General features: G+C 69.5%; 24 protein-coding genes and 1 pseudogene. 10 read left to right on the top strand and 15 right to left on the bottom strand.

Annotated elements, in window-relative coordinates; genetic code table 11:
• Positions 1–8: 8 nt before the first annotated feature.
• Entirely contained in the window at positions 9–368 is a 360-nt protein-coding gene (locus ACFT4A_RS09295; protein ID WP_003974383.1) for an NADH-quinone oxidoreductase subunit A, read from the bottom strand.
• A gap of 725 nt (positions 369–1,093) precedes the next feature.
• Here ACFT4A_RS09295 and ACFT4A_RS09290 point away from each other — a divergent pair.
• Positions 1,094–1,933 (top strand): C40 family peptidase, encoded by an 840-nt coding sequence (locus tag ACFT4A_RS09290; RefSeq protein WP_382827418.1) that lies wholly within the window; start codon positions 1,094–1,096, stop codon positions 1,931–1,933.
• 208 nt (positions 1,934–2,141) lie between these two features.
• Positions 2,142–2,768 carry a peptide deformylase gene (gene def / locus ACFT4A_RS09285; protein WP_382827416.1) on the top strand — a complete coding sequence of 209 codons (627 nt, stop codon included), beginning with the start codon at positions 2,142–2,144 and terminating at the stop codon, positions 2,766–2,768.
• Positions 2,769–2,792: 24 nt separating this feature from the next.
• Here the strand turns inward: def and ACFT4A_RS09280 are convergent, their stop codons facing one another.
• Positions 2,793–4,088: a geranylgeranyl reductase family protein gene (locus ACFT4A_RS09280; protein ID WP_382827414.1), complete on the bottom strand. Its 1,296-nt coding sequence runs from the start codon at positions 4,086–4,088 to the stop codon at positions 2,793–2,795.
• Positions 4,089–4,186: 98 nt separating this feature from the next.
• Between ACFT4A_RS09280 and ACFT4A_RS09275 the strand changes: the two genes are divergently transcribed.
• The gene (locus tag ACFT4A_RS09275) at positions 4,187–4,693 is read left to right on the top strand and encodes a GNAT family N-acetyltransferase (RefSeq protein WP_382827412.1); all 507 of its coding nucleotides are present in this window, start codon (positions 4,187–4,189) and stop codon (positions 4,691–4,693) included.
• 133 nt (positions 4,694–4,826) lie between these two features.
• Entirely contained in the window at positions 4,827–5,138 is a 312-nt protein-coding gene (locus ACFT4A_RS09270; RefSeq protein ID WP_382827410.1) for a PASTA domain protein, read from the top strand.
• A gap of 21 nt (positions 5,139–5,159) precedes the next feature.
• Here ACFT4A_RS09270 and ACFT4A_RS09265 read toward each other — a convergent pair whose 3' ends face one another.
• Genes ACFT4A_RS09265 through ACFT4A_RS09250 form a run of 4 tightly spaced genes read right to left on the bottom strand, consistent with a single transcriptional unit; the run spans position 5,160 to position 9,670 of the window.
• Entirely contained in the window at positions 5,160–5,855 is a 696-nt protein-coding gene (locus tag ACFT4A_RS09265) for a demethylmenaquinone methyltransferase (protein ID WP_376386778.1), read from the bottom strand.
• The gene (locus ACFT4A_RS09260; RefSeq protein WP_382827408.1) at positions 5,852–6,964 is read right to left on the bottom strand and encodes an acyltransferase; all 1,113 of its coding nucleotides are present in this window, start codon (positions 6,962–6,964) and stop codon (positions 5,852–5,854) included. Before ACFT4A_RS09260 ends, ACFT4A_RS09265 begins: the two co-directional genes overlap by 4 nt.
• Positions 6,964–9,216, bottom strand: coding sequence for a bifunctional polysaccharide deacetylase/glycosyltransferase family 2 protein (locus ACFT4A_RS09255; RefSeq protein WP_382827406.1), 2,253 nt, complete (start codon positions 9,214–9,216; stop codon positions 6,964–6,966). The genes ACFT4A_RS09260 and ACFT4A_RS09255 overlap by 1 nt, the downstream gene beginning before the upstream one ends.
• A gap of 13 nt (positions 9,217–9,229) precedes the next feature.
• Entirely contained in the window at positions 9,230–9,670 is a 441-nt protein-coding gene (locus ACFT4A_RS09250; protein WP_382827404.1) for a hypothetical protein, read from the bottom strand.
• Positions 9,671–9,881: 211 nt separating this feature from the next.
• Here ACFT4A_RS09250 and ACFT4A_RS09245 point away from each other — a divergent pair, with 211 nt between their 5' ends.
• Entirely contained in the window at positions 9,882–10,931 is a 1,050-nt protein-coding gene (locus tag ACFT4A_RS09245) for a chitinase (protein ID WP_382827402.1), read from the top strand.
• Positions 10,932–10,976: 45 nt separating this feature from the next.
• On the opposite strand, the gene ACFT4A_RS09240 is transcribed toward ACFT4A_RS09245, so the two are convergent.
• From ACFT4A_RS09240 to ACFT4A_RS09225, 4 genes are all read right to left on the bottom strand, one after another.
• Entirely contained in the window at positions 10,977–11,423 is a 447-nt protein-coding gene (locus ACFT4A_RS09240; protein WP_382827400.1) for a hypothetical protein, read from the bottom strand.
• Positions 11,424–11,440: 17 nt separating this feature from the next.
• Positions 11,441–12,640, bottom strand: a complete 1,200-nt coding sequence (gene mqnC / locus ACFT4A_RS09235; protein ID WP_382827398.1) for a cyclic dehypoxanthinyl futalosine synthase — start codon at positions 12,638–12,640, stop codon at positions 11,441–11,443.
• Positions 12,641–12,745: 105 nt separating this feature from the next.
• Entirely contained in the window at positions 12,746–13,483 is a 738-nt protein-coding gene (locus ACFT4A_RS09230) for a prepilin peptidase (protein WP_382827396.1), read from the bottom strand.
• A complete protein-coding gene (locus ACFT4A_RS09225) occupies positions 13,480–16,461 on the bottom strand; it encodes a BTAD domain-containing putative transcriptional regulator (protein ID WP_382827394.1) in 2,982 nt (993 codons plus the stop codon). The genes ACFT4A_RS09230 and ACFT4A_RS09225 overlap by 4 nt, the downstream gene beginning before the upstream one ends.
• Before the next feature lie 449 nt (positions 16,462–16,910).
• Between ACFT4A_RS09225 and ACFT4A_RS09220 the strand changes: the two genes are divergently transcribed.
• From ACFT4A_RS09220 to ACFT4A_RS09210, 3 genes are all read left to right on the top strand, one after another.
• Positions 16,911–17,579 carry a hypothetical protein gene (locus ACFT4A_RS09220; RefSeq protein WP_382827392.1) on the top strand — a complete coding sequence of 223 codons (669 nt, stop codon included), beginning with the start codon at positions 16,911–16,913 and terminating at the stop codon, positions 17,577–17,579.
• Entirely contained in the window at positions 17,567–18,649 is a 1,083-nt protein-coding gene (locus ACFT4A_RS09215) for a hypothetical protein (protein WP_382827390.1), read from the top strand. The genes ACFT4A_RS09220 and ACFT4A_RS09215 overlap by 13 nt, the downstream gene beginning before the upstream one ends.
• 147 nt (positions 18,650–18,796) lie before the next feature.
• Complete coding sequence (locus ACFT4A_RS09210) at positions 18,797–19,447, top strand: hypothetical protein (protein WP_382827388.1); 651 nt, start codon at positions 18,797–18,799, stop codon at positions 19,445–19,447.
• 42 nt (positions 19,448–19,489) lie between these two features.
• Here ACFT4A_RS09210 and ACFT4A_RS09205 read toward each other — a convergent pair.
• Positions 19,490–20,400 (bottom strand): annotated as a pseudogene (locus tag ACFT4A_RS09205) (IS5 family transposase).
• Positions 20,401–20,436: 36 nt separating this feature from the next.
• On the opposite strand from ACFT4A_RS09205, the gene ACFT4A_RS09200 reads away from it, so the two are divergent.
• Positions 20,437–21,066 (top strand): class I SAM-dependent methyltransferase, encoded by a 630-nt coding sequence (locus ACFT4A_RS09200; protein WP_382827386.1) that lies wholly within the window; start codon positions 20,437–20,439, stop codon positions 21,064–21,066.
• A gap of 91 nt (positions 21,067–21,157) precedes the next feature.
• On the opposite strand, the gene ACFT4A_RS09195 is transcribed toward ACFT4A_RS09200, so the two are convergent.
• Entirely contained in the window at positions 21,158–21,664 is a 507-nt protein-coding gene (locus ACFT4A_RS09195) for a hypothetical protein (RefSeq protein WP_382827384.1), read from the bottom strand.
• A 195-nt stretch (positions 21,665–21,859) separates the two neighbouring features.
• Here ACFT4A_RS09195 and ACFT4A_RS09190 point away from each other — a divergent pair, with 195 nt between their 5' ends.
• Complete coding sequence (locus ACFT4A_RS09190; protein ID WP_382827382.1) at positions 21,860–22,222, top strand: hypothetical protein; 363 nt, start codon at positions 21,860–21,862, stop codon at positions 22,220–22,222.
• A gap of 65 nt (positions 22,223–22,287) precedes the next feature.
• On the opposite strand, the gene ACFT4A_RS09185 is transcribed toward ACFT4A_RS09190, so the two are convergent.
• The 3 genes from ACFT4A_RS09185 to ACFT4A_RS09175 form a co-directional block, all read right to left on the bottom strand.
• Entirely contained in the window at positions 22,288–22,515 is a 228-nt protein-coding gene (locus tag ACFT4A_RS09185; protein WP_382827380.1) for a hypothetical protein, read from the bottom strand.
• Between the two features lie 291 nt (positions 22,516–22,806).
• Positions 22,807–23,838: a hypothetical protein gene (locus ACFT4A_RS09180; RefSeq protein WP_382827378.1), complete on the bottom strand. Its 1,032-nt coding sequence runs from the start codon at positions 23,836–23,838 to the stop codon at positions 22,807–22,809.
• A 5-nt stretch (positions 23,839–23,843) separates the two neighbouring features.
• Entirely contained in the window at positions 23,844–24,503 is a 660-nt protein-coding gene (locus ACFT4A_RS09175; RefSeq protein ID WP_382827376.1) for a hypothetical protein, read from the bottom strand.
• Positions 24,504–24,507: the final 4 nt, after the last annotated feature.

Genomic DNA, 24,507 nt, shown 5'->3' with positions numbered 1-24,507 from the left:
AAGGCCCCTCAGTCCCATTCCAGGCCGCCGCGCCGCCATACGTACGCGTACGCGACGAAGACGGTGAGCACGAAGAGCAGCATCTCCACGAGCCCGAAGATCCCCAGGGCGTCGAAGGTGACGGCCCAGGGGTAGAGGAAGACGATCTCGATATCGAAAATGATGAAGAGCATCGCCGTCAGGTAGTACTTGATGGGGAAGCGCCCGCCGCCGGCCGGCGTGGGGGTCGGCTCGATCCCGCACTCGTAGGCCTCGAGCTTGGCCCGGTTGTACCGCTTCGGCCCGATCAACGTGGCCATGACCACGGAGAAGATCGCAAAGCCTGCCCCGAGGGCTCCCAGTACGAGGATGGGCGCATACGCGTTCACCGCTCCTCGCTCCTCTCAGTCGGCACTGACTGCTGGCGGTTTGCATCGGGCTCACTTCCGCCCCGTCCGTCCCTCGAACCCCGCCCGCCCCGGCGAAGATCGGGAACATGTGAAGCAGGTCACAAGCCCAACCGCGTGCATCTTATGCCTGTCGCTCTGTGATCTGCGACACGGGGTATTACTCAACCTTTGTGATCTCCACCACCTGACGAAGGATCATGAAGTCGGATGAGCGGTGATCTTCACACGCGAAGCGTCCGGGCGATCACCAGACGTGACATTTTACCTAGTCAGCGCAGGCCAGAAGGGCCGTCTCAATATCAAGAGGGTTCCCTTGCATGCAAATTGGCGAGGGGCTCGATCTCTTGATAGAGGCCGCATTCACACATCAGAGGGCATGTGGAGCGGGATGTGGACGTGTGCGCGCGTTCACGATCTTCGCGAGGCCGTGACCGGCTCGTGATCCACGGCGCGCGACGCGAGCACCGGGGCTACCGTTCCGTGACCTCCGTCACACCGATGAGAGATCCATGAGAACGGGGCTTGGCCAATCAACGCAACCGGTGGTAGGTGCGGGGCAATTCGGGCGTATTGATCAAAGACCGTGATCACAGCCCGGTCACGGTGTGCCCGCAATGTCCGTTACGGCGTCAATAAAGGGCCTCGAGCGGGGGTTTTGAGGGCTCGATTGAACAACTGTGGCGCAGCACACGTTTCTTGAAGATATGAAGGAGCCCCTGGTACCGGTTGTTCCCATGTCCCACACCGCTCACATACGCAGCCACCGGAAACCCCGCCGCAGTGCGACCTCGACGATCGCCGTGCGTGCCGGAGTCACCGGTGGCATCCTCAGCCTGGCAGCGGCGGGTGCGTCGGCCTCGGCGAGCGCCGCCGAGCCGGTGACGCAGACCATCGAACTGCCCACCCTGACGGCCGACATGGCCACTCAGGTCGCCCAGTCCGCGGCCGCCACGCAGCAGGCCGCCGCGAACTACGAGCTGCGCGCCGAGCGTGACGCCGCCGCCGCCAAGGCCGCCACCGAGGCCAAGAAGGACCTCGCCGAGGCGAAGAAGAAGGCGGAGGCCAAGAAGAAGGCCGCCGAGGAAGCCCGCAAGGCCGCCGCCGAGCGCGCCACGCGCAGCGCCGAGCGCGCCACCCTCTCCGCTTCCGCCTCCGCGTCGGCGTCCACCTCGACGACCGCGCCTGCCAGCGGCAGCGTCGCGACCGTCGTCGCCTTCCTCAAGGCTCAGGTCGGCGACGCCTACGTCATGGGCGCCACCGGTCCCAGCGCCTGGGACTGCTCCTCCCTCGTGCAGGCCGCGTACAAGCAGGTTGGTGTGGATCTGCCGCGCGTCTCGCAGGACCAGTCGATGGCCGGCACCGACGTGCCGCTGTCCGACGTCCAGGTCGGCGACATCCTGTACTGGGGTGGCAAGGGCTCCGCGTACCACGTGGGTGTCTACATCGGCGACGGCCAGTACCTGGACGCGGCCAACCCGTCCAAGGGCGTCGTCATCCAGGACCTGTCGGGCTACCCGGCGTCGGGTGCCGTCCGCGTCCTCTGACGTCACGCACACGGGTTTGAGGGCCGCTGCCTCTCGGAGGCAGCGGCCCTCCCGGCGTGTCCGCACCCCTCCTGCCGCCCTCACGGCCGTCTCCCGGCCTTTCGGGGCCGAAGTGTGCCCGGAGCAGACCGAGCCGTAGCGCGGTGCTCAGACGGCCCTCTGGCCCATGATGGGTGCCGGTCACCCACCGACACCCGAGGAGAGCAGGATGTCGAGCGTCTTCGTACAGGGACGGCCCGTCGACTCGTACCCCCGGCTCACGCCCGAGGCACGGCGCGGGAAGGTCAGGCGGATCACCGAGGCCGGCGAGGAGGTCCTGCACAAGCCGTGCCGGGACGTCACCGAGTTCGGCCCGGACCTCGCCGCGCACATCGACGACATGTTCCTGACCATGTACACCGCGGACGGAGCCGGGCTCGCCGCGAACCAGGTCGGTGTCGGCCTGCGGCTGTTCGTGTACGACTGCCCGGACGACGACGGGGTGCGGCACGTCGGGCACATCGTCAACCCGGTCCTGGAGCCGCTCGACGCCGCTCACCGGAGGCTGCTCGACGAAGGCGAGGGGTGCCTGTCGGTGCCGGGTGCCACCATGGACGTACCGCGGCCGGACCGGGCCGTCGTGCGCGGGTTCGACCGGGACGGCGAGCCGGTCGTGATCGAGGGCACGGGGTACTTCGCGCGCTGCCTCGCCCATGAGGCCGACCACTGCGCCGGGCGGCTCTATCTGGACCGGCTCTCCAGGCGGGAGCGGAAGGACGCGCTGCGGCAGGCGGCGGACCGGCGGGACGAGGTGCTCGCGCGCCGGGCCGCCAACGTCGAGGCGCTGAGTACCTGATCGGGCCCGGCGCCGCGTGCGTGATCAGGCCTTCGGGGCCACCTTGCTCAGCCCGTTGATGATGCGGTCCATCGCGTCGCCGCCGGTCGGGTCCGTGAGGTTCGCGAGGAGCTTCAGGGTGAACTTCATCAGCAGCGGGTGCGTGAGACCGCGCTGGGCCGCGATCTGCATGACCTTCGGATTGCCGATGAGCTTCACGAAGGCACGGCCGAGTGTGTAGTAGCCGCCGTACGTGTCCTTCAGGACGCGTGGGTAGCGCTGGAGGGCGAGTTCACGCCCCGCGGGGGTCGCGCGGGCGTGGGCCTGGACGATGACGTCGGCGGCGATCTGGCCGGACTCCATGGCGTAGGCGATGCCCTCGCCGTTGAAGGGGTTCACCAGGCCGCCGGCGTCACCGACGAGCAGCAGGCCCTTGGTGTAGTGCGGCTGGCGGTTGAAGGCCATCGGGAGCGCCGCCCCGCGGATCGGGCCGGTCATGTGGTCGGGGGTGTAGCCCCAGTCCTCCGGCATGGACGCGCACCAGGCCTTCAGGACCTCGCGCCAGTCCAGCTCCTTGAAGGAGTCGGAGGTGTTGAGCACGCCCAGGCCGACGTTGGAGGTGCCGTCGCCCATGCCGAAGATCCAGCCGTAGCCGGGCAGGAGCCGGTCCTCCCCCGGGCCCCGGCGGTCCCACAGCTCCAGCCAGGACTCCAGGTAGTCGTCCTCGTGGCGGGGGCTCTCGAAGTACGTCCGTACGGCCACGCCCATCGGGCGGTCCTCGCGGCGGTGCAGGCCCATCGCGAGGGAGAGGCGCGTGGAGTTGCCGTCGGCGGCGACGACGAGCGGCGCGTGGAAGGTGACTTCGCGCTTCTCCTCACCGAGCTTGGCGTGCACACCGGTGATCCGGCCGGTGCGGTCGTCGATGACCGGGGCGCCGACGTTGCAGCGCTCGAACAGCCTGGCGCCCGCCTTCTGGGCCTGCCGGGCGAGCTGGTCGTCGAAGTCGTCGCGCTTGCGGACGAGGCCGTAGTCGGGGAAAGAGGCGAGATCCGGCCAGTCGAGCTGGAGGCGCACTCCGCCGCCGATGATCCGCAGGCCCTTGTTGCGCAGCCAGCCGGCCTCCTCCGAGATGTCGATGCCCATCGCCACGAGCTGTTTGACGGCGCGCGGGGTGAGGCCGTCGCCGCAGACCTTCTCGCGCGGGAACGCGGTCTTCTCCAGCAGGAGGACGTCGAGTCCCGCTTTGGCGAGGTGGTAGGCGGTCGTGGAGCCGGCCGGCCCCGCGCCCACGACGATCACATCGGCGGTGTTCTCGGAGAGAGGCTCGGTCACGACGGTCACGGCGGGATCTCCCCAAGCTTCGGAATCTGTGTGCCGGCCGGCACAGGACATGGGCAGTCTATGCAGCGGTATCGATCACCTGCTGAAGGGATGCCTCCGTGAACCCTGCCCTCCCCGCTGTGCGACTGCGCGTGCCCACCCACGAGGACGCGTTCGCCTGGCACCGGATCTTCGACGACCCGGACGTCATGGAGTTCCACGGCGGAAAGGCCGCCGAACTGTCGGTCTACGAGGAGCTCACCGCCCGCCAGCGCCGGCACGACGCCGAGCGCGGCTTCTGCCTGTGGACCCTGCTCGACGAGTCCGGTCAGGTCATCGGCTTCACCGGGGCCCAGCCCTGGGAGCGGGACTGGGGGCCGAAGGGGGAGATCGAGATCGGCTGGCGCCTGGGCCGGGAGCACTGGGGCAAGGGGTACGTCACCGCGGCCGCGCGGCAGACGCTGGAGCGGATGCGGGCGGCCGGTGTTCCGGGCGTGGTGGCGATGGTCGACGCCCGCAACAGCCGGTCCATCGCGGTCACCCGGCGGCTGGGAATGCGCCTCGCCGAGACGTTCACGACGTTGGCGTCGGACCGCGCGGGGCACTGCTACCGGCTCGACCTCTGAGACGACGACATCACCCTGCGTAGTCGACTGTCACAGAAAGACATCCGTCGCTTCCGGCCGGTACGGGCCCGGAGTTACCCTTCCTGTACCGCTGGGGGTGACCTCTGTGCAGATATCCCGCAAAGCACCCGAAGTGCGCGTACCGCGTCTGGTCGGTCTGATGGCCGTGGACGCGCGCGAGACGGCCCGGTCGCGGGGCCTGTTCCTCAACGCGCCGGACCGGCCCGACTTCCATCTCGCCGTCGTCGACTACGTCGTACGTCAGTACCCGCAGCCCGAGGCCGAGGTGCCGCGGGACTCGATGGTCTACGTGTGGTTCGACTTCGGCCCCGGCGAGGGCGGCGGAGGCGTGCACGAGCCGCGGATCCCGAGACCGCCCCGGGGCGGTCTGCAACGGGAGCTGGACGAGCCGGGCGACCCGTACATGGTGCTCAGCTCCCCGTAGCCGGCGGCTGCCCGGAGGGGTTCAGCTCTCCTTGAAGCCCCGGTGCAGGGCGACGATCCCGCCGCTCAGGTTCCGCCAGGCCACCCGCGACCAGCCGGCCTTGCCCAGCCGCTCGGCCAGCGCGGGCTGGTCGGGCCAGGCGCGGATGGACTCGGCGAGGTAGACGTAGGCGTCGGGGTTGGAGGACACGGCCCTGGCGACCGGCGGCAGGGCGCGCATCAGGTACTCGGTGTAGACGGTGCGGAACGGCGCCCACGTCGGGTGCGAGAACTCGCAGATCACGATCCGCCCGCCGGGCCGGGTCACGCGCTGCATCTCCCGCAGGGCCGTGTCCGTGTCCTGCACGTTGCGCAGCCCGAAGGAGATGGTGACGGCGTCGAAGGTGTCGTCCTTGAAGGGGAGCCGCGTCGCGTCGCCGGCGGTGTAGGGCAGCCAGGGCCGGCGCTGCTTGCCGACCTGGAGCATGCCCTGGGAGAAGTCGCACGGGACGACGTAGGCACCGGTCTGCGCGAAGGGCAGCGAGGAGGTGCCCGTGCCCGCCGCCAGGTCGAGGACCTTCTGGGCGGGGCGCGCGTCGACCGCCTTGGCGACCTCCTTGCGCCATCGCCGGTCCTGGCCGAGGGACAGCACGTCGTTGGTCAGGTCGTACCGTTCCGCCACGTCGTCGAACATCGAGGCGACTTCGTGCGGCTGCTTGTCCAGGGATGCGCGGGTCACGCGCCCATTCTTGCAGCACCCGATCGGGGAAGGAGCCGCGGCTTCTTCCGTGCCGCCACGTCCTCCACCCACCCGCACAGCAGCACGAACACCGCGATCAGCACCCAGCCGACCCCGAACATGAACCACTGGCTGTCCAGCGGCAGGTACGCCTCGAAGGCGGGCACGTTCCAGAGCCGGTCGATCAGCGGTACGGCGAGGATCAGGGCGATCTCGTGCCAGAGGTAGAGCGTGACGGCCCGGGCGTTGAAGACGGTCACGAGCCGGTCCAGCCGCCGGAACCGGGCGAGTCCCGCGAAGTCGGTCCGGAAGCGGGCCTTGGCGTACATCAGCAGCGTCACGAACCCGGCCGACCAGAAGGCCTGCGCGAGCGGGTTCTCGTCGAGGTCGTACGTGCCGTACTCGGCCTGGTGCGCGAGGGCGTACCAGCCGCCGAACGCGAGGACGGCCGACGCGAGCGGGAGCAGCGCGGCGGGCTTCAGCCGGGCCAGGACGCCGTCGTGGTGCGCGAAGCCGAGGAGCCAGCAGAACAGGAACGTCGCCAGGTCCCACAGCGCGGCGCCGAGCCGGTCGTCCGGGGGCTGCCACACGAACTGGAAGGCCGGTACGGGCCCCAGGGACAGCAGCAGCACAGGGATCGGGGCGAGCCGGAAGACCCGTAGCAGGAGCGGGGAGAGCAGCACGAACCACAGGTACGTCCGCAGGTACCAGAGGATCTCCCAGGCCTGCTCGCCCCAGGCGTTGCCCGGCGGGTCGCCGAGCGGCACCACCCAGTAGACGATCTGCCAGCCGGGCATCCAGCCGTGCACCAGCATCGCGCCCACCACGAACACGCCCCAGAACCAGAAGGGCGGCAGCAGTCTGCGCAGGCGGCTTCTGATCACCGTGAGGGCGGGGCGCTGGAGGGACCGCGCCATGAGGGTCCCGGCCAGGGCGAACATGACCCCCATGGAGGGGAAGACCAGCCCGGCCCAGGCCCAGCCGAAGGTGTGGTACGTGACGACGCGGACCAGGGCGACGGCCCGCAGCGTGTCGAAGTAGCGGTCCCGCACCGGGCGGGCGACGGCCTCCGGGAGCACCCGCTCGGCCGTCCTGCTGTGCGCCCCCATCAGCCCGCCCCCGCCGGGGTGCCGACCTCGCCGGTCCGCTTCAGCTTCTGCCAGCGCAGCCGGCCGCCGGTCAGGGCGGTGACGCAGGAGTGGATGAGGACGAGGTACATCATCTGGCGGTAGGCCAGCTGCTGGAGCGGCATCATCAGCAGATAGCGGTACTTCTCGCGGTCCAGGCGGAAGGCGTACGCCGCGCACACCAGCTGGACCCCGAGCACCGCGAGCCAGGCCAGCAGCGCCGCCTCGAAGTCGATGAAGATCATCGAGTAGGCCGTGAACACGTCGATGAGCGGGGCGAAGACCGGCGTGACGATCTGGAACAGCACCACCAGCGGCATGCCGACCCGCCCGAAACGCCCCGAAGGTCCCTTGTCCGTGAGCGACTTGCGGTGCTTCCACAGCGCCTGCATCGTGCCGTACGACCAGCGGTAGCGCTGGGACCAGAGCTGCTTGAGGGAGCCCGGCGCCTCGGTCCAGGCGCGCGCGTGCTCCTGGTAGACGACCCGCCAGCCGGCGCGGTGCATCGCGATGGTGATGTCGGTGTCCTCGGCGAGGGTGTCCTCGCTCATGCCGCCGACCTGGAGCACCGCCTCGCGGCGGAAGGCGCCGATCGCGCCGGGGATGGTCGGCATGCAGCGCAGCAGGTCGTACATGCGCCGGTCGAGGTTGAAGCCCATCACGTACTCGATGTGCTGCCATGCGCCGATGAGGGTGGTGCGGTTGCCGACCTTGGCGTTGCCCGCGATCGCGCCGACCTCCGGGTCGGCGAAGGGCTGGACGAGCTGCCGTACGGTGTCCGGCTCGAAGACGGTGTCGCCGTCCATCATCACCACGATGTCGTAGGCCGCGTTCCGTACGCCGTTGTTGAGGGCGGCCGGCTTGCCCGCGTTGGCCTGGCGGACGACACGCACGTTGGGCATGCCGAGGGACTCGGCGATCTCGGCCGTGCCGTCCGTGGAGCCGTCGTCCACGACGATGATCTCGATCGGGTGCGTGCTCCGCGCCAGCGAGGCGAGGGTGTTGGCGATGCACTCCTTCTCGTTGTACGCCGGGACGATCACACTCACCGGCCGGGTGACCGTCGGCCCCCAGCTGAAGCGGCGCCTGTTGCGCAGGCGGTAGTGGCGGCGGGCCAGGACGAGCATCATCCCGAAGCGGCCGATGACGGCCACGCCGACCACCATCAGGCCGACGGACAGCGTCGGCACGGCCCACTCGGCGACCGCCACGGCGGCGACCAGGGCCTTGCCCTCGTAGAGGATCGCGCCGGTGGCCTCGCGGTGGGCGGCCTGGAGGGTGTTCGCGGTGCCCTGAGGGCCGTTCGCGGCGCTCTGGGGTCCTCCGGTTCCGGGCTGCTGCTGCCCGGAGCCACGTCCCTGCTCCACGACGCCGCTGATGGTGGTGAAGGTGTACCCCTTCGCCCGCATCTTCTCGATGTATTGCGGCAGCGCCTTGATCGTCTGCGAGCGCTCGCCGCCCGCGTCGTGGAAGAGGACCGACGCGCCCTTGTTCTTCTTCGGCGTGGCCCACTGGACGATCTTCGAGACGCCCGGCCGCTTCCAGTCGTCGCTGTCGGTGTCGACGAAGACGCTGGTGTAGCCGTCCTCGCCGAGCTTCTTGTAGACGGGCCAGCTGTAGTTGTCGATGGCGTCCGTCTCCGAGGAGTACGGCGCCCGGAACAGGGTGGTCGTGATGTCGGCCGCGCCCGCCAGCGCGAGCTGGGTCTGCTCCATCTCGCGCCGGACCCGGGCATCGCTCTGGTACGACAGGTCGACGTGCGTGAAGGTGTGGATGCCCACCTCGTGGCCCTGCTCGACCATGTCCTCGACGATGCCCGGGTAGCGCGACACCATCGAGCCGACCAGGAAGAACGTGGCGGGCACGTCGTACTTCTCGAGGATCGCCAGCACCTGGGGCGTCCAGGTCGGGTTGGGTCCGTCGTCGAAGGTGAGCGCGATCGTCTTGTCGGGGACGGAGACGGTCGTGGCCTGTCCGCCGCGGAAGGTGACGATCGGCCCGCCGTCCAGGACGTCGTCCGGTACGTCGCTGGAGCCGGCCCCGGTGCGTACCCGCTGGTCGCCGCCGACCTCGGCGCGCAGATAGCCGTCGAGGAGCATCACGCAGATCAGCGCGAGCAGGAGCAGCAGGGCGAGGATGACGCGCGGCCTCTGCAGCGCGGCGGCCTTGCCGGCGGCCCGCTCCATCCGGGAGGGGGCGCGGCGGCGGCCGCGGGAGGGGGTGGTCGTGGTCATACGGCGGCCCCGGTCAGTTGGCGCCCGCGGCGGCGGAGGCCGACGGGGACGCGGTGGACGGGGACGTGGCGGAACCGGCGGTGCCGTCTTCGGTGACCTGGGGCGGAGCCGAGGGGACGCCGCTCGGCGGGGCGGCGCCCGGGCCCCCCGGCCCGACACCCCCCTGCCCCTCGCCCTGCGGCCCTCCGTCCTGCGGCCGGCCACCGCCGGGCCCGCCGCCCGCGAACGGCAGCAGCTGCGACGGTGTGAGCGAGGTGCCCCAGCCCATGAAGGCCGCGCCGAGCACGGCCGCGTACCCGAGGCAGACGACCCCCAGGAGGAGACCGATCCGGCGCAGCAGCCGGGCCCGGCGTCCGGAGTTGTCAACGAACACGGGCCCTTCGGCGGACTCGTTGCCGCGTTTGCGGCGGCGACCGCGGGTGACGCGGCTTTCGATGGCAGGCTCGGAATGCATTCCCCGGACATTAGGCGGGCTTTATGTGCCATAAACTTGGGCTCTGATGTGAGAGACCCATGAGAAACGACCGAAGCTGTCCTTTCTCTGAGAGTTTTCGGGAACACCTGCGGAACTCGATCCGAGCGCCCATCATCGTGAGACGTTTGCTGCCGGGAAACGTACTAGGGGTTTGGACCTTTATGACCTCACGAGAACGGGAGCGTGCGCTATGAGGAGTCACCGGAAGCGGGCGGCGGTCGGACTGGGCTGTCTGCTCGCCCTGGCCACCACGGCCTGCTCCGAGCAGGGCGAGGCGGCCCGTCCGGCACCCCCGGCGTCGGCCGCGCCCAGCGCCTCATCCCCCGGCGAGTCCGGGTCCGACTCCGAGTCCGATACCGGCACGAGCACCGCGTACGCCCCGTACGTCGACGCCAGGGACGCCTCCGGCACCGACTCCGCGGGCTCCCCCACGACGTACAACCTGGCGTTCGTGCTGGCCGGCGGCAGCGGCTGCACCCCGCGCTGGAACGGCACGGACGCGATCGACGATTCCGCGGTGAAGTCCCGTATCGCCAAGTTGAAGGGGGACAGTGCTCAGGTCCGGGTCTCCTTCGGCGGCGCCTCCGGCAAGGAACTCGCGGCGGCCTGCGACAGCGCGCCGGAGCTGGCGGCGGCGTACGGCAAGGCCCTCGACGCGGCCGGTGCCACCCGGGCCGACTTCGACATCGAGGGCGACGAGTTGGCCGACTCCGCCTCCATAGAGGTGCGTTCGAAGGCGATCGCGCTGCTCCAGAAGGAACGTACGGATCTGGAGGTCTCCTTCACGCTGCCCGTCATGCCGTCCGGACTGGGCAAGGACAGCCTGGCGCTCCTCGCCTCCGCCAACGACAACGGCGTCAAGGTCGCCACGGTCAATCTGATGACGATGAACTACGGCTCGTCGTTCGACGGCGACATGGGCGGCTACGCCCTCGCGGCCGCCAAGGCCTCGCACACCCAGTTGAAGAAGGTCTTCGGCACGTCGGACGCGGCCGCCTGGCGGGGCATGGCGCTCACCTCGATGATCGGCGTCAACGACGTCGACGGCGAGACCTTCACGCTCGCCGACGCCGCCGAGGTCCGCGCCTTCGCCGCGGGCAAGGGCATCGGGTGGGTGTCGATGTGGTCGGCGGCCCGGGACCGGCAGTGCGCGGACGGGGCGAAGACCGACAAGCCGGCGACCGACTGCAGTGGAGTGAAGCAGAGTTCGGGGGCGTTCGCGGCGGAGTTCACGGGCTGACGAATCGACAAGGCGCTTGAAAAGCGCGCGTCGGAAGGGCGCTGCTCAGCGCCGCCGGTGCACCAGCCGCCCCGCGCACACCGTCGCGACGCACTCCCCGGCCTCGTCGAAGACGGCGAGGTCGGCCCGGCCGGTCGGCACGAGGGCGGGCCGGCGCGTGGTGGGCAGGACGACGACGTCGTTGCGCTCGGCGGCGGCCCGGAGTTCCGCCGAGTCGACGTACTCCTCCAGGACCGCCACCGCTCCGAGCTTCAGCACCGCGTGGACGCGCTCGCGCGGGCTCGGGGCGTCCGGGAGCGGGCCCTCGTGGACGCGGGCGGGGCCGAGGGTCCCGGGCCAACTGCGCACCCGGGCCTTCGGGAACGCCCCGCGCACGTCGCCGAGCTTCCCGACGGCACCGATCCGGTCCCGTCCGACGACCACGGCGCCGTTCTTGACGGGATCGGAGTCCCAGGTGATGCGGACGGCGTCCGCCGTGTGGATCGTCTCCAACGCTTGCTCGCCGCCGCCTAGTTGGGGGCGAGCAGCTTGAGCTCGGGGTGAGCCGTGCCGCCCTCGATGGCCGTGGACGAGAAGTGCGAGACCACGCGGTCGTCGGCGGGGTCGTTCGCCGGGTCGTCGTGCACGACGAGGTGCTCGTACGTGGTCGCCCGCTGGGCCGGCACCCGCCCGGCCTTGCGGATCAGGTCGATGATCTCCAGCCGGTTGGAGCGGTGCTTGGCGCCGGCCGACGACACCACGTTCTCCTCCAGCATGATCGAGCCGAGGTCGTCGGCGCCGTAGTGCAGGGAGAGCTGGCCGACCTCCTTGCCCGTCGTCAGCCAGGAGCCCTGGATGTGGGCGATGTTGTCCATGAAGAGCCGCGCGATCGCGATCATCCGCAGGTACTCGAAGAGCGTGGCCTGCGTACGGCCCTTCAGGTGGTTGTTCTCGGGCTGGTAGGTGTACGGGATGAAGGCGCGGAAGCCGCCCGTGCGGTCCTGTACGTCCCGGATCATCCGCAGGTGCTCGATGCGCTCGGCGTTGGTCTCGCCGGTGCCCATCAGCATGGTAGACGTCGACTCCACGCCCAGTCCGTGCGCGATCTCCATGATCTCCAGCCAGCGCTCGCCGGACTCCTTCAGCGGGGCGATGGCCTTGCGGGGCCGCTCGGGCAGCAGCTCGGCACCGGCACCGGCGAAGGAGTCGAGCCCGGCGGCGTGGATGCGCTGGATGGCTTCCTCGACCGACACCTTGGAGATGCGGGCCATGTGCTCGACCTCGGACGCCCCCAGGCTGTGGATGACCAGCTGCGGGAAAGCCTGCTTGATGGCGGCGAAGTGCTCCTCGTAGTACTCGACGCCGTAGTCCGGGTGGTGGCCGCCCTGGAACATGATCTGGGTGCCGCCCAGCTCGACCGTCTCCGCGCAGCGGCGCAGGATGTCGTCGAGGTCGCGCGTCCAGCCCTTGTCCTTGGCCTTCGGCGGGGCGTAGAACGCGCAGAACTTGCACGCCGTGACGCACACGTTCGTGTAGTTGATGTTGCGCTCGATGATGTACGTCGCGATGTGCTCGGTTCCCGCGTACCGGCGGCGGCGTACGGCGTCGGCGGCGGCGCCCAGCGCGTGCAGCGGGGCGTCGCGGTACAGCGCGAGCGCCTCGTCCGGGGTGATCCGCCCACCGGCGGCTGCGCGGTCGAGGATGGGCTGAAGGTCGGCCTTCTCGGTCACCGGGCGTCCCTTTCGTAAGGGTTGTGGACGGACCAGGCCAGCGTACGCCAGCGGGTGTGCGGACTGGACGTCAGGCCGTCGTGCAGGGGTTGCGCGGACCGGACGTCAGGCTGTGTAGGCGCCCACGAGCAGTCCCAGCAGAGCGCCCGTGATCAGGAACGGCCCGAACGCGATCGCCGTCTTGCGCGAGGCCCGCCGCGCGACGACCAGGGCACCGCCGTACAGCGCGCCCAGCAGGAACCCGGCGAAGGTGCCGAGCATCACGGTCGGCCAGCCGTACCAGCCGAGCACCGCCCCCGTGCCCAGGGCGAGCTTGACGTCCCCGAAGCCCATGCCCGCGGGGTTGATGAGGAACAGCACGAAGTAGCCGCCGCCCAGCGCGAGCGAGCCGAGCAGGGCGGTCGTCCACTCCCCCGCGTGCTCGGGCACGAGCGCGGTGAGGCCGAGCAGGGCGAGCGCGGCCCCGGCGAACGGGAGCGTGAGCGGGTCGGGCAGCCGCCGCACCCGGAAGTCGACGGCCGTCAGCAGGACCCCGACGGGGGCGAGCAGCAGCCAGACGCCGAGCTCGGGGCGGGTACCGGTGGCGGCGGCGAGGGCGGCGCAGACGAGGGCGGTGGCGATCACCAGGGGGGTCGTACGGGGCCCGTATCCGGCGTCCTCACCCTCCGGACATTCCGGGCAGGCGGCGCGTCCCAGCCAGCCCTTGAGGGCATGCCCGCCGGGGCAGCTGTCGCGCCACGGCTCGCCCGCCTCGGCCGAGAAGCGATAGGCCGCGCGGGGCAGGAACGCTCCCGCCGCCGCACCCCAGAGCGCGGCGGCGACGATCAGCAGCCCGGCGTTCATCCCACCGCGGCGATCGCGTCGCGCCACGTCGGCAGCAGCTCGTCGAGCAGTGCCTCGGTGCGCGGCGGCAGGCCCCGGGCCCCGCTGCGGCCGATGAGATCGGTGGCGAGCGCGGTGAGCTGGGACGTGTCGCCGGTGGCGTGGGTGGCGCGCAGCAGCTCGTGCCACAGGCGCTCGTCGGCCGGGGCGGTGCGCAGGGCCGCGTTCAGGGCCTCGATGGCCTTCTCGGCGCGGTCCCTCTCCATGTGGAACTCGCACAGCGCGAGCCCGGTGTCCGCGACCAGCAGCGGCAGCTGGGCGTCGACGATCTCGTGGGTGAGCCACCGGTAGCGGCCCTCGGGCCGGTCGGCGAGCAGCGGCCCACGCACCAGGACGAGCGCGTCGGTGAGCAGCCGCCCGCGTACGGCCCGGCTGTCGACGCCCTTGCCCTGCGTGGCCTCGTGGTAGAGCGAGCGCAGCACGTCCAGGTCGGAGACGACGGACTTGGCGAGCGTGAGCCGCCCGGTCCCGTCCCGGCCGAGGCGGGGCGTGCCGTCCGGGTCGGCGCCGAGCCACACCCGCAGCCGGTCCAGGAGCGCGTCCCGTACGTCGTCGGTGACGCCGCGCGGCCACAGCGCCGAGGCCAGCACGCGCGGGTGCACGCCCTCGCGGTGCAGAAGCAGCAGCGCGAGCGCCTCGTGCAGCAGCGGGCTGCGCTCCCCGTCCGGGGTGTCCAGGCCGATGATCTCGTACGGCCCGACGAGACGGGCGTAGACGGCCGGCCGCCCGTGCTCGCTGATGTCGACGAGGAACGGCGGGGTGGTCACGGGTCCGTTCGTCTCGCGCTCGGGGTCGGCGTCGGTGAACAGCTCGACCACGGCGCGCTGTTGGGCGGCGGGCAGCAGCTGGGCGTCGAGTTCGAGCCCGAGCAGGGGCGCGAGCAGCTTGCCCTGGCCGGTGATCTCCATCTCCCAGGCGGCGCCCGGCAGATCGCCGGTCTCGGTGCCGACGAGGTATCCGATGCCGAGGCGTCCGGCGTCGGAGGCGAGTTCGGCGAGCTTGACGGCGTCCTCGGCGGACGGATGGGCGGCGAGCAGGACGAGGTGCGGGGCCCAGCGGGTGTGCTGGGCGGGCCCGGTGCGGCCGGTGAGCACGGAGTCGTGCCCGGCGGCGCCGAGTGCGCCCCGGCGCTGCCGCGTCTCGGCCTCCATGGTCTCGACGAGCGCCTCGATGTCCTCGAGGTGCCGGATCCGGTTCGGGGCGAGCGGCGTCAGGTCCTCCCCGAAGCCGACGAGCGTGATGGTCATGCGGTCGGACCAGCCGTTGGTCGCCAACTCGGCGGCGACGGACGCGAAGACGGCGGCCCGGTCGGCCTCCCGGCCGCTCAGCGAGACGATGCCGGGCACCGCCTCCAGGTTGAGCAGCAGCCGCGAGTCGTCCATGGTGCCGAGGCTGACGAGCCCCGGGTACGGAGCGGCCGTGTCGACGTCCTCGTAGCGCTCGGCGTCGGTCCTGGCCAGCATCCAGAAGGTCTGGTCCTGCCCCTGCTGCCAGGGGGCGGGCGGCTTTCCGGCGGGCTGGGCGAGCTGGAGGTGCAGGTCGCCGTTGCTCAGCCAGGCCGCGTACACGACCGGCAGCGCGCGCGACTCCTCGGCGAGGGAGGCGGCGAGCCCCCGCAGGCTCCGGTCGAGCAGCCGTACGCCCTCGGGGTCGGCGCCCACGAGCAGTGCGTCCTGGACGTCCTGGGCATCCCCGGTCGGCGTGGGCGGCTCCATGCCGCGCCGCCCGCCGATGGCCCCGAACGCCGACTGCCACAGCGCCTGCCGGCGCCGCCGCCCCAGGGCGCCGAGGAGACCGGCGGCGAGAAGGGGAGCGGTGAGAAGCGCTTCAGGCAGGCCGAAGGAGCTGTCGGACTCGGCGTCGACACTGGTGGCCTGCTGGTGTCCGGTGTCCGGGGCGGGCCGCTGCTCGGGCAGGGACACCTGGGAGGCGCCACCACCGGCGTGCTCGTGCCCACCGCCCTGGGCGCCGGACCCCCCGCCGCCCTGGGCGTGATCGCCGCTCTGCGCGTAGTCGCTGATCTGCTGCTGCACATCGGGCGAGACATTGGGAGCCTCGTCGGGCATCTCCACGAGGTCGCCGCCGCGCGCGTCGCCCGGCATCTCCATGATCCAGCCGGGCCGGATGAGACTGGCCTCGGAGAGCTTGGACCCGTCCGGCTGGACGCGGTCCTTGTTGAGCTCGAAGATCTCCTTGTAGCGACGCCCGTCACCGAGGTGCCGGTCCGCTATCTCCCACAGGGAGTCGTGGTGACGTCCCTCGGGCGGCTGGATCCGGTAGTACTTCGTGTCGCCCTGCTTGGCGGTGCTGCCGCCGGCCTCGGCGTGCGAGGCGGCGTGCGAGGCCTGCTCGGCGAGGGCGGACGCGGTGTCGGCGGCCTGCTCCTGCTGCTGGGCGAAGAGACCGCCCGGGGTCTGCTGGGCCGAGGCGACGGTGGGCTTCTGGTTGGCGTCGTACGTCTGCCCGAGCTGCGACAGCCCGGGCGCGAAGCTGGCGGCCGTGGCGCCGACGAGCAGCAGCGCGGCGACGAGCTGCCGCGCGAGCAACTGACTGGGTCCGGCGCCCGGTACCCGTCCCGGCACGCCGACACCCGACAGCGCGGCCTTCATCTCGACGAGCACGCAGGCGGTGAACTGCGCCCACGCCAGCCACACCACGACGGTGAGGATGTTCAGGAACGTCTGAACGGTGATCTCTTGCTGCAGCCAGTCGAAGCTCGGCACACCGTTCGGCAACGGCCACCCGATCTGCGTGGCCAGCGCGCCCGGCACGCCGACGAGCAGAACGGCCAGCGCGACAAAGGCGAAGAACGCCTTGACGAAGTCCCCGAACGACCGCCGCCGGATCCTCACCGGCTGCGGCGTCCGATTCCTTGGGGCCGTCGCTCCCGTAGTACTTCCCGTCGAGCTTGACGAGCTGGAGGTGCGGCGTCGCGGCATGGCGGGTGTCCTGGGGTCGTGTGTGGAGTGCCGTGAGGCAGAGCTGTGAAGTAAGGGGTGTGCTGAGCCTACAGAGATCTTATGGACTCTCATTGAGGTCGTCGAAGGGTGGAGGGGAGGAGGCGCGTTGACGTCCGGTTTGCCCGGCTGACCGCATGCGCTCGGCCTTACTGCCGGGCATCGAAACAGCCTCCGCCGCAGGTGCCCCGCACAACCCTCACGCACCCCTCACAATCAGGCGGGCGGAGCGACGAAGCGTATCGGCGTCCGCGTCCGGCCCCGCCGAGGCTCCGCCTGTACAGCACCCGGCGTTCGCAACCGCCACGTCACACTCCTCACCTTCCCCACACAATCCACCACTGTCTCTCAAGGGCCCATGACCCACCCCTGATAGCTTCCTTCCCTACCGCACACGCAGGAAGACGATCGAACTTCGGGGGAGAACGCCAGTGGCCCGCCGCGCTCTGACAACGACAGCCGCCACGCTCACCGCGACAGCCGCCCTGCTGCTCACCGCCTGCGGCGGAGGCGGCGACTCGTCGGACGACATCAAGGGAGCGGACAAGGGCTCGAAGAGCCCTTCTGCCTCGGCTTCCTCCGGTTCGGGGTCCACCGATGTCGACCGGCCCGACGTGAGCGTCCCGAAGGACCTGGATCTGGTCTTCGACTTCGAGAAGCCGTCGGACCAGGACAGCGCGGCAGCGCTCGAGGACGCCGCGAACTACATCCGCGCGCTGAACCACGGCATCACGAAGCAGGATCCGGCGGACCCCGCCTTCCAGTTCTATTCGTCGGGCCAGGCCGCCCAGTACGCGAACTCGCAGATCAAGGAGTATGCGGACGGCGGCTGGACCCTCACGGGCAAGGACCGGTACTACCAGGCCGAAACCAACCCGGTGGACGAGTCGGAGAAGGTCAAGACGGTCAACGTCACCTTCTGTGAGGACCAGTCCAAGGTCTACGGCAAGGAAGTCAAGTCCGAGAAGATCCACCGCACGAAGGAAAGCCTGGCGAGCTACCAGAAGTTCACCATCCTCATGGCGTCGGTGCAGGGCAAGCCGGTGTGGCGCGCCCAGCAGGTCACCGTCGAGGGGAAGGCGGAGGAATGCCGAGGCTGACCGCATCCAGGCGAACGAAGCTGATCGTGGCCCTGGCGGCGGGATCCCTCGTCTGGACCGCCGGCCCGGCTCATGCCGACAAGCCGGTCCCCGGCCAGGCCACACCCCCTCCGCAAGGTGGCTCCGACGGAAAGGGAGGGCTGTCGGCCTCTGTCTCCAACATCAAGCTCTCGTATCCCAGCGGCGGGGGCGGCGACGGCAAAGAGGGCAACCTCGGCACGGTCGACCCCAACTGGAAGCCGCCTGCCTGCTGGTACGAGCCCGCCTTCTCTCCGGCGCAGTTGAAGAAGTTCGTGGACACGGACAGTGGCGGTGATGTCGGTATCCACGAGTCCTGGTGGGGCAAGGGACTCTGGACCGACCACTACCGCGACGGAAAGCCCGCGGAGAATTTCGACATGCACGCGTCGAAGAACAGCATGGCCGAGGGGTACAAGGACTACAACCTCGGCAAGGACGGTTACTTCTGGCGCGGTGTGGCACCGGACCCCAACGCCTCGGACTCCTGGGACTGCGGCCGGATCATGTTCTGGGCCGACGCCGGCGAGATGCCGGACGACCCGAACGCGCCCACCCCGAAGACGCTCGCCGAGTACGCCTACAACAAGGTCAAGGTCCCCGAGACGAAGGTCGACCTGAAGCCGGAGGCGAAGTCCACGGTCAACCTTCCCACTTGGGTGTGGCTGGACAAGGGCACCTTCAAGGACGTCAAGGTCCGCGCCGAACTCCCGAACACGGGCCTGTGGGCCGAGACGACCGCCAAGCCGATCGCCCTCCACCTGGAGCCCGGCACCGAGGACGCCGAGGTCTTCCCGGCATCCGGCGACTGCGAGATCAACGACGACGGCAGCATCGGCACCCCGTACTCCAAGGGCGACGCCGAGAAGACCCCGCCGTGCGGGATCCGCTACCTCCGCGCCTCGAACGGCACACCCTACGAACTCTCGGCCAGCGTCACGTGGCAGATCACCTGGCAGGGTTCCGACGGCTCCGACGGCGACCTCCCCGACGGCACCTTCGAGACCACCCAGGACATGAACGTCCAGGAGATCCAGTCGATCAACCGCTGACTACCGGGGCCGACCGCACCGTTCGCAACTGCCACGGGGATTCCTCACCTTCCCCACTCCACCCACCACTGCCTCTCAAGAACCCATGGCCTGCCCCTGATAACTTCGTTCCCTGTCGCATACGGTGAACACCGGGGGAGACCAACGTTGGCACGCCGCGCACTGACCACCACCACCGCCGCCGCGCTGACCGCGACAGCGGCACTGCTGCTCACGGCCTGCGGTGGGGGTGACGACAAGTCGTCGGACGGCGTGGAGGGCGCGGACACGGAGTCGAGCGCGTCGGCTTCGGCTGGGGCATCGACGCCGTCCGGCCCCGGGCGCCCCGAGATCACCCTCCCGAGCAGCTTCCGGTTGACCTTCGAGGACTGGACGAGCAACAACCCCGGCCAGCAGGCGGTGCTCGATGATGCCAAGGAGGAAGTCCGGGCCGGATACGCGGCGATCATCGCGGACGACCCGGACAGCGAGGCCGTCGCCTTCTACGACACCGAGGGCGTCCACGGGCTGACCAAGGAGTGGATCAAGTCCTACACGGACAAGAACCTGACTGTCATCGGTGACCTGCCGGCCTTCAACCCCAAGGTCACCCTGGCAGAGAACCGCAGGGGAGCGTCGCTCAGCTACTGCACGGACGAGAGCAAGGCCAAGACCAGGCACCGCAAGACCGGCAAGGTCGAGGGGAATCCGGCAGACACGAGCCCTTACGTCCTCTACGCGGTTTCCCTGGCGAAGAACGATCAGGGCGTCTGGCAGAACGCGTCGGTTCGCTCCGAGCGAGGCAAGTGCTCCAGGTGAGGGCACGGTGCCGGGCGACCTGGGAGTGGCTGGACAAGGCCACTAGGGCCTGTCTGACAAATGATTACCCCGTGGACTCGCGGAGCCAGAGGATCAAGGAAGCCAGGACAACTCCGGCACGGTAGCGGTCGCCGAGCTTGTCGAACCGGGTCGCGATCGCGCGGAACTGCTTGAGGCGGGCGAAGCATCGTTCGACGACGTTGCGGTCGCGGTAGGTGACCTTGTCGAAGGCCGGCGGCCGGCCGCCGAGGGCTCCGCGTCGGTGGCGGTTCGCCGCCTGGTCGCGGCGCTCGGGGATCGTGGCAGCGATGCCCCGGCGCCTCAGCAGATGGCGGATGGCCCTGCTGGAATACGCCTTGTCACCCAGCACACGGTCCGGTGTCGTGCGCGGGCGGCCGGTGCCGAGGCGCGGGGTGCGGATGCCGTCGAGGACCTGGCCGAACGCCGTAGGTTCTTGACGTTGCCGGGCGTGAGCACAATCGACAGGGGCAGGCCCCGGCCATCGACGGCGAGATGGACTTTGGTGGTCAGTCCGCCTCGGGAGCGGCCGAGGGCCTGGCGCGCCTGCGAGCGGCCCGGATCTTCCAGTTCGTCCCCGTTCACATCCCCTTTTTGCGGGCGCCGACTGCGTGCTGGTGGGCTCGGTTGATGGTGGAGTCGACGGAGACGGTCCATTCCACCCGGCCCACCGCGTCATCGCGGACCTGAACGTGCTCCAGCAACCGTGCCCAGGTGCCGTCCGCCTCCCAGCGGGCGAACCGCTCGTAGACGGTCTGCCACGGCCCGAACCGGTCGGGAAGATCCCGCCACGGAGCCCCGGTCCGCAGCCGCCACAGCACCCCGTTGACCACCTGCCGGTGATCACGCCACGGACGGCCCCGTCCGTCCACCTGAGGCAAAAGAGGCTCTATCCGCCTCCATGCCGCATCCGTCAACTCACCTCGACCTGCCACAAGATCAATTATCAGACCGGCTATAGAGTCCTGCCCGTGGCGAATCATCAGGACGAGGCCAGGACGGCCTACGACGGTGTCGTCGAGCTGTACGCATCGCTGTTCGCAAACCGGCTGGAAACACAGCCCTTCTCCCGGGCCATGATCGGCACCTTCGCCGAACTGGTGCGCGCGACGGGCAACCTGCGGACAGCGGACGTCGGGTGCGGGCCCGGACATCTGACAGCCATGCTGCACGAACTCGGCCTGGACGCCTTCGGACTAGACCTTGCCCCCGGCATGGTCGACCACGCCCGGCAGGCCCATCCGGCGCTGCGCTTCCAAGAGGCGCGGATGGAATCCCTGCCGATCGAGGACGCCACGCTCGGCGGCGTACTGGCCCACTACTCAATGATTCACACCCCTCCGGGGGAACTACCGGAGCTGCTCGCCGAACAGGTACGCGTCCTGGCACCGGACGGTCTGCTCCTGGTCTCCTTCTTCGGGACCGACGGACAAGAACCGGTCCGGTTCGACCACAAGGTGGCGCCCGCCTACAGCTGGCCGGTGGATCGCCTCGCCGAACTGCTGGGCGATGCTGGGCTCGATCCCTTCGCCCGGCTGCTCCACGATCCAGCCTCTGATCGGGGCTTCCTCGACGCCCATCTACTGGCCCGCCGTTCGTAGCCACTGCCCAGTCCCCCCAGCCGATCGGCGCACCTCCTGATTGCCAGCTCAGCCGAATCTCGCTGATCAGACCGGAATTGTCAGACACCCCCTAGTGCACGAGGTCGTCCGAGAACGGTTCCTTGTGCTCTCCCCATTGGAACCTGTAGGTGTCCCCTGCCGCGTCGAAGGCAACGCTCAGCTCACGGTCCGGAAGGTCGAATTCCTGCCGGAGCCAGCCATCCATGACCAATGCCGCGACTTCCGAGCGGAAATAGGCATGGGGAAAGACCAACGATGTGACTCTGACGCAGAGTCCTTCCGGGTGCCGCGACACGAGTTCGGGTGCGTGTACCGCGAGGCCAAAGGAAAGCCAGGCCGCGTCCCGCCAGTTGACTCCCGGGGGTAGCGTCAGGCACACGTTCCGTTCGATTTGCAGATGGGCGTCACCGTCGGCGGGCGCGCCCGACTCGGCCGTCAGGTCGGCGGCGAGCCCACCCCGTGAGCCACGGAAGCGGTATGCGTAGGTGCTGCTCACGATGCCCCCGATCTGGAACTCCAAGAGGTGGAAGACCAGCTTGCTGAAGATGCCATCCGCCGGAGCCGACGAGCTGGACACACTCGATCTTCAGCCGCCCGCCCTCGTCCACGACAAAGAACCTCCAGGAGCGTGCCCGGCAACCCCGTGCCACGCACATCAACGTCAACAACCGAATGCACGCGCGAACTTACAAGGCACAACCGTTCGACGGAAAGATCGGCTCGCGGTACGGTTCATGCGGGATCAGAGTGTCGGACGTTGGGGGACTGCCGTATGGGCAAGGGCAAGAGCGACCTCGCGCTCCCGCTGACGGAGCTGGAGGGCTACGGGCGCCGGCTTCGTTCCCTCAAGACCCGTCTGAATCACACCAAGAAGCTCTTCGACTCCTACAAGGACGACATCGGCGACGGCAGTGTCAATGACGCGCTCGGGGATTTCGAGTCCAACTGGGAAGACGGGCGCGAGGACATCACGCAGCAGCTCGATGCGTTGGCGAGTATGTCCGATGCGGTTGTTCGCGAGTTCAAGAAGCTTGATGACGAGCTTGCCAAGAAGGCGAACGATGCCATGAAGACCGAGGACAAGCGGGGCGGCAAGGGCGGTAAAGGTGGCAAGGGGGACGGCGGGGGGAAGTAGCCCGCTGTCCAGGAGAGATGGAAAGGCCCCGGATCCTGAGATCCGGGGCCTTTCGTGTGCCTTCGTCAGGAAGCGACGGCGGCGTTGAGGTGCAGGTCCGCCGCAACACCCTGGGGCGAGACGGCGAGGCCCACGCCACCGCCGACACCGGCGTTGACGCCGGCGGCCGAGGTCTCGACGTAGAGACCGGCTGCGGCGCCGGCACCCGCGGCGGCGCCCGCCTGGCCGCCGGCGATGGTGTCCAGCTCGGCGTCGGACATCTGGGCGGTCTCGATCTGCGGGGTGAAGGCCATGGGGGGGTGGTTCCCTTCGTTCAATAATTCGAAGTGCTCGAGCGTGACCGATCAAAGCACGCCGGGAGAAGGGGCGGCCAGTCAGTGGTCATGGGGGTGCGGTGGATATCGGGGGCCTGATTCATGGGTGTGACCATTCGGTCACCGGGTACCGCGCCCTCTTCACATCTTCCGCCGCTTCGCGATACAGGAATGTATTGCGCGGCGCGGGAAATGCGCCGAGCGCGGTTCCTGCCCGGGATGCCTACGACCCCGCGGTGAACGGTGTGCAGATCCGTCGAATGTTCCGGATCAGCGGTTCACCGACTGGATCTCCTGCACCGTCACGTCCTGGGTCGTACCGAATGTGCCGTCAGGGAGGTCGCCGCCGTCGCCGTTCGTGCTCGTCCAGTTGATCTTCCAGGTGACCGTGGCGCTCAGCGGGTAGGACTCGCCGTCGCCCGTGGAGCGCAGGTAGCTCACGCCGCAGGGCGGGGTCTTGCCGGCCTTGCCCTTCGCATACGGTTCGCCGATGCTGCCGTCTTCGTTGATGGCGCATTCGCCGGAGGCGGGGTAGGTCTCGGCGTCGGCCGTGCCCGGTTCGATGTGTAGGGAGACGGGTTCCGCGGTGGTGGTCGCCGACAGGCCCGTGCCGGGGAGGCTCGCCGTCACCGAGAGCTTCTTGAACTTGGCCTTGTCGAGCCAGATCCAGGTGGGCAGGTTGACGGTCGACTTGCCCGTCGGGGCCATCTTGATCTCGGTGTCGGGAACGGGGAGCTCGTCGTAGGCGTATTCCGCGAGGACCTGAGGGGAGACGGCCAGGGGTTCCTTGGGGGGTTCGCCCTCGTCGACCCAGAAGGGCGGCTTGTCGCAGGACAGGGCTTCGGGCTCGTCCTTGCGGTTGGGGTTCACCGCGGCCGCCCAGAACATTCCCTCCCCCTGCTTGTCCAGGTTGTAGTTCTTGTACGGGTGCCCGTCCTTGTACCGCACGTCCAGGGAGTCGCCGATGAAGTCCCCGATCCCGTAGAAGAACGAGATGTCGAAGTTCCGCCACGACTTCACCGTGGACTGGATCTCCTTGGGCGAGAACGCGGGCTCGTACCAGCAGGCCGGGGGTGTCCAGTTGCTGTCGGTGGAGGACAGGGAGCCGGACTTCGTGGAACCCGGAGCACCGTCGACCGTCGTCCGCACCTTGGTCCGGACGGTGATGTTCTGGCCCTTCTTGCCGCCCTGTGCATCCCCCAGACTGGCGCCCTGGTCCGTCTTGCCTCCGGCCTGCGCCATCGCCGGTATGAGAGCCAGCGGCAGGGCGAGCGCGGCGGCGACCCCGGCTCGCGTACGCATGCATGTCACGGTCGGCACTTCTCCGCTCCTCGCTCGGACGTCACCTTCACGGCCTGCCAGACACCCGTCGCGTTCTTCTGCATCCGCGCGTTGTAGGACACGTAGTCGTCCGCGGACCCCGGTGCCTGCTTGACCTCCTTGGTCTTGCGGTCCTTGCTGTTGGACTTCGTCTCGTCACCGCAGTACGTCATCGTGGCGGACGTCTCGCCGTCCAGGGTGACTTCGCGGTCGTAGTAGCGCGTCTCGCCGGCCCATGACGTTCCGGCGTCGTAGAAGGACTCGACGTAGGTCGCGGCCGCGAGCAGGGCGTCGTCCTTGCTGTAGAACTTGAGCGCCGGGTGCTTGTCGGCGTCGACGGTGATGGCCTCGTCGATCGAGTTGATCATCCGCTCGTTGTCCGCGAGCACGGCGTCCTTGACGGGGTCACCGGTCGTGCCGCCCTCGAAGACGTTCTTCACATCCGCCGGCAGCTTGATCTCCGGCCGGTCGATGTCGTCGGCCGGGGCCGACGCCGACGGGTTCGACGAACCCGAACCCGCGTCCGCTCCCGCGATCTTGTCGTCGTCCTTCTTGTCCGACGTCTCCGAGCCACCGCAGCCCGTCAGCAGCAGCGCCACCGCCGCGGTCAGGGCGGTCGCGGCCGCCGTGGTCGTGCGTGTGCGCATGGGG

Origin of the sequence: Streptomyces sp. NPDC057099, assembly GCF_042671245.1 — a bacterium.
In the GTDB taxonomy this organism is placed as follows: Bacteria; Actinomycetota; Actinomycetes; order Streptomycetales; family Streptomycetaceae; genus Streptomyces; species Streptomyces purpurascens.
This window is presented reverse-complemented; position numbering and strand designations above follow the sequence as displayed.

What these genes read in the sequence shown, in the direction of transcription:
- ACFT4A_RS09290 (WP_382827418.1), top strand. Translation starts at nt 1,094, where the DNA reads ATGAAGGAGCCCCTGGTACCGGTTGTTCCCATGTCCCACACCGCTCAC.
- def (WP_382827416.1), top strand. Translation starts at nt 2,142, where the DNA reads ATGTCGAGCGTCTTCGTACAGGGACGGCCCGTCGACTCGTACCCCCGG.
- ACFT4A_RS09260 (WP_382827408.1), bottom strand. Translation starts at nt 6,964, where the DNA reads ATGGGGGCGCACAGCAGGACGGCCGAGCGGGTGCTCCCGGAGGCCGTC.
- ACFT4A_RS09255 (WP_382827406.1), bottom strand. Translation starts at nt 9,216, where the DNA reads ATGACCACGACCACCCCCTCCCGCGGCCGCCGCCGCGCCCCCTCCCGG.
- ACFT4A_RS09250 (WP_382827404.1), bottom strand. Translation starts at nt 9,670, where the DNA reads ATGCATTCCGAGCCTGCCATCGAAAGCCGCGTCACCCGCGGTCGCCGC.
- ACFT4A_RS09245 (WP_382827402.1), top strand. Translation starts at nt 9,882, where the DNA reads ATGAGGAGTCACCGGAAGCGGGCGGCGGTCGGACTGGGCTGTCTGCTC.
- ACFT4A_RS09230 (WP_382827396.1), bottom strand. Translation starts at nt 13,483, where the DNA reads ATGAACGCCGGGCTGCTGATCGTCGCCGCCGCGCTCTGGGGTGCGGCG.
- ACFT4A_RS09225 (WP_382827394.1), bottom strand. Translation starts at nt 16,461, where the DNA reads ATGCCGCGACGCCGCACCTCCAGCTCGTCAAGCTCGACGGGAAGTACT.
- ACFT4A_RS09215 (WP_382827390.1), top strand. Translation starts at nt 17,567, where the DNA reads ATGCCGAGGCTGACCGCATCCAGGCGAACGAAGCTGATCGTGGCCCTG.
- ACFT4A_RS09190 (WP_382827382.1), top strand. Translation starts at nt 21,860, where the DNA reads ATGGGCAAGGGCAAGAGCGACCTCGCGCTCCCGCTGACGGAGCTGGAG.
- ACFT4A_RS09185 (WP_382827380.1), bottom strand. Translation starts at nt 22,515, where the DNA reads ATGGCCTTCACCCCGCAGATCGAGACCGCCCAGATGTCCGACGCCGAG.
- ACFT4A_RS09180 (WP_382827378.1), bottom strand. Translation starts at nt 23,838, where the DNA reads ATGCGTACGCGAGCCGGGGTCGCCGCCGCGCTCGCCCTGCCGCTGGCT.
- ACFT4A_RS09175 (WP_382827376.1), bottom strand. Translation starts at nt 24,503, where the DNA reads ATGCGCACACGCACGACCACGGCGGCCGCGACCGCCCTGACCGCGGCG.